4 protein-coding genes are annotated in these 3,169 nt (G+C 65.9%); all 4 read left to right on the top strand.

Features of this window, described 5'->3' with window-relative positions:
- Positions 1-74 precede the first annotated feature (74 nt).
- The 4 genes from AC1D1S_RS20360 (at position 75) to AC1D1S_RS20345 (ending at position 3,115) form a co-directional block, all read left to right on the top strand.
- Complete coding sequence (locus AC1D1S_RS20360) at positions 75-761, top strand: hypothetical protein (RefSeq protein ID WP_476995352.1); 687 nt, start codon at positions 75-77, stop codon at positions 759-761.
- Positions 762-1,026: 265 nt separating this feature from the next.
- The gene (locus tag AC1D1S_RS20355; RefSeq protein WP_476995351.1) at positions 1,027-2,232 is read left to right on the top strand and encodes an inorganic phosphate transporter; all 1,206 of its coding nucleotides are present in this window, start codon (positions 1,027-1,029) and stop codon (positions 2,230-2,232) included.
- Positions 2,229-2,450: a hypothetical protein gene (locus AC1D1S_RS20350; protein ID WP_476995350.1), complete on the top strand. Its 222-nt coding sequence runs from the start codon at positions 2,229-2,231 to the stop codon at positions 2,448-2,450. The genes AC1D1S_RS20355 and AC1D1S_RS20350 overlap by 4 nt, the downstream gene beginning before the upstream one ends.
- A gap of 116 nt (positions 2,451-2,566) precedes the next feature.
- Entirely contained in the window at positions 2,567-3,115 is a 549-nt protein-coding gene (locus AC1D1S_RS20345) for a dihydrofolate reductase family protein (protein ID WP_476995349.1), read from the top strand.
- Positions 3,116-3,169: the final 54 nt, after the last annotated feature.

Below are 3,169 nucleotides of genomic sequence, written 5' to 3'. Positions count from 1 at the left end.
GTCCCGGAACTGGCTGGAGAGCGCCCTTTTGGAGGGGGCTTTCCGGCGCCGCCAACGGATGGGAGGATGATGCCGTGGACCCCTTCTTCAATTTCATCACGCACTTTTGGTGGCTCGTCTTTCCCCTGAGCGGACTGGCCGGCGGGTGGGCGCKGTCCTGRTCCAAAGCCGCCGAACGCCGGCACCGCCGGCGCGTGGAGCTTTACACGCTCAAGAACCAGGCGGCGCAGGCAGAGCAGGCCAGCCAGGCCGACGTKCTGGCCCTCATGAAGGCGCACGATACCGTCAACAAGCGCTGGCTGGACTACGAACTCGACGTGGGGAAGCTGATCGACTACCCGGTCATGACGGATGTCCGGGAGCCCCTCACCGTGGCCTTCCTCCGGGCCAAACGCGAGGCCGACGGGCTGCGCCCCGCCGCCCCGGCGGAAGTCAGGACTGCCGCGCGGCTTGCGGAGTACCGGTCGGCCGTGACCAGCTTTGAGCTCGCATTCGACGTCGCCGAACGGGAAGCCAAACGGATTAGGGACAGCAAGTTCACCGGTCCCGAACGCCAGCGGCTCGAGACCGCCCGGAAGCTCCTGAGGATCGCATCGGACGCGGCCGCAACTCCCGCCGAGCGGCAGACGGCCTACCGCCGCGCCCGCCGGGAACTCGACGGGCTCATCGTGCTGCCCGAGGCGACGCTCGCGGCGCTGGAGGACAGGATCGCTTCGATGCTCGGCGCGGGCCCGGCGCCTGACGTCCGCCGGGCCGTCTGAGCTGGGCCTTTTCCGGTGGAGCCGGGCGGTGCCAGCTGTGACCGGCATCGCACCGCCGCGGTGAAGGCCCGTGCCGCACAGGAGGACTAAATTTAGGGACTTCTGGCATGTTTTGCCCAGCCGTCTTTCCCACGTACCATCGATAAGGTTTCAAATCGCGTTAGCGCCACCGAATTCATCTGATCAGGCATCGAATGGACGTGGTGGCCATGCAGCAACGGGGATGTGGAACTGCCGACCGTGAACACTTCAGATTGGGCAACAGGTGGAAATCACCGTAATGGTGGCGCTAGTGATATCGCTGGCGCTGTTCTTCGACTTCACCAACGGATTTCATGACACCGCGAACGCCATGGCTACCCCCATCGCAACCGGCGCCATCAAACCGAAAACAGCAGTTGCCCTCGCGGCGGTGCTGAACCTCGTGGGAGCGTTCCTTTCCACGGAAGTCGCCAAGACCGTCTCGGGCGGCATCATCAAGGAAGGCTCGGACGGGGTCCAGATCACCCCAGACATCATCTTCGCCGGGCTGATGGGCGCCATTCTCTGGAACATGATCACCTGGCTCAAGGGCCTGCCGTCCAGTTCCTCCCACGCGCTGTTCGGCGGCCTGATCGGGGCCGCGATTGCCGGTATCGGCATCCACGCGATCAACTTCGAGTCAATCCTCCAAAAGATTATTCTCCCCGCGGTGTTCGCCCCGGTCATCGCGGGCGGCGTAGCCTACTTGTGCACACGGCTGGCGTACGCCCTGACCGCCCGCCATGACCCCGAAACCGGGGACAAGCTCACGCAGAAGCGCGGCGGATTCCGGGCCGGTCAAGTTTTCACGTCCAGCCTCGTGGCTTTGGCCCACGGCACCAACGACGCCCAGAAGACGATGGGCATCATCACACTGGTCCTGATCTCCGCCGGCCTCCAGCCTGCCGGCTCTGGTCCGGAGTGGTGGGTTATCACCGCCTGTGCCTTCGCCATCGCGATCGGCACGTATTCCGGCGGGTGGCGGATCATCCGCACCATGGGCTCGGGACTCACCGAAGTGAAGCCCGCCCAAGGCTTTGCCGCCGAGACCAGCACCGCCACAGCCATCCTGGCGTCCTCGCACCTGGGCTTTGCCCTGTCCACCACGCAGGTGGCCTCCGGCTCGGTCGTGGGCTCCGGCATGGGACGGCGCGGCACTACGGTGCGGTGGGGAACCGCCGGTCGGATTGCCATCGGCTGGCTGTTCACGCTGCCGGCCGCTGGAATCATGGGCGCGCTGACGGCTCTGCTCGTGCAGACCGGGGTCGTAGGCGTGATCATAGCGGCAACTGCCGGCACCGCCGCAGTGGCCTATATGTTTGTGCGCTCACGGAAGTCGCCCGTGGGCAGCAACAACGCCGTCGAGATCGAGGAAGTCGGCCAGGCCGTGCAGTTCCGCAAGAAAAAGTCCGCCACCAAGTCGATCAAGAACGGCGGTGCCCAGCGATGAAATGGCTGGAACTGTTCAGCGTGGCGAGTGCCACGCTTGTGTCCGCTGTAACCGTGGTAGTTCTCTACTCCCTCGGCGTCCGGCTCACGGCCATCGCGGGGGACACCCGGTCCTCCCCGGCGGCCTGGACGCGACCGCTCGCTTACACGTGCTTCGCTTTGTGCGGCGCCGCCATCCTCTTCGGGCTCTACCTGATCATTCCTTACTTCCACAAGTAAGCCGCTGCCCGCATCCGGGTCCGGTTGCCCGTGCGTTTCCGGCCGCCGCGTGGGGGTCGGCTGACCGTGCGTCAAGGGGATGGGACACCGGCCACCGCAGTGGCTAGGCTGGGGCCATGGTGAGCTTCCAGTACTTCGTGGCGTCCTCACTCGACGGGTTCATCGCCACTGCCGACGACAATCTGGCCTGGCTGCTGCAGTTCGACGGCTTTGAGGGCGGACAGGACAGCTATGACGCGTTCATGGCCGGCGTCGGCTGCATCGTCATGGGCGGCGAGACCTACGCGTGGCTTCGGGAGCATGAACCGGACACCTGGCCGTATCCGGGCACACCTTCCTGGGTCTTCACCCGCCACGAGCACGCCGCCCCGAAGGGCGCGGATGTCACGTTTGTGCGCGGGGCCGTAGGCGAGTTCGTGGACGACCTCAAAGAAGCGGCGGGCGGCCGGWACGTGTGGGTTGTGGGTGGAGGCGTGCTCGCAGCGCAGTTCGCTGACGCCGGGCTGCTGGACGAACTGATTGTCTCGGTCATTCCGGTGGTCCTGGGCGGCGGCAAGCAGTTGCTGCCCATGGCGGGCCCGACGCCGCCGCTCGAGTTGACATCTTCCCGCACCCTGGGCAGGGGCATCGTGGAACTGCGCTACCGCTTCCCGGCCCGGGCGTAGCCGGATACGGCCAGGTGTCCGGTTCATGCTCCCGAAGCCACGCGTAGGTCTCGC

Source organism: Arthrobacter sp. P1_A5, from assembly GCF_056406825.1.
Note: the sequence above shows the minus strand (reverse complement) of the source record. Positions and strands in the feature narration are given on the sequence as shown.

Bases quoted from the DNA above. Each gene is read 5' to 3' on its own strand.
- AC1D1S_RS20350 (WP_476995350.1), top strand. From the start codon at position 2,229: ATGAAATGGCTGGAACTGTTCAGCGTGGCGAGTGCCACGCTTGTGTCC.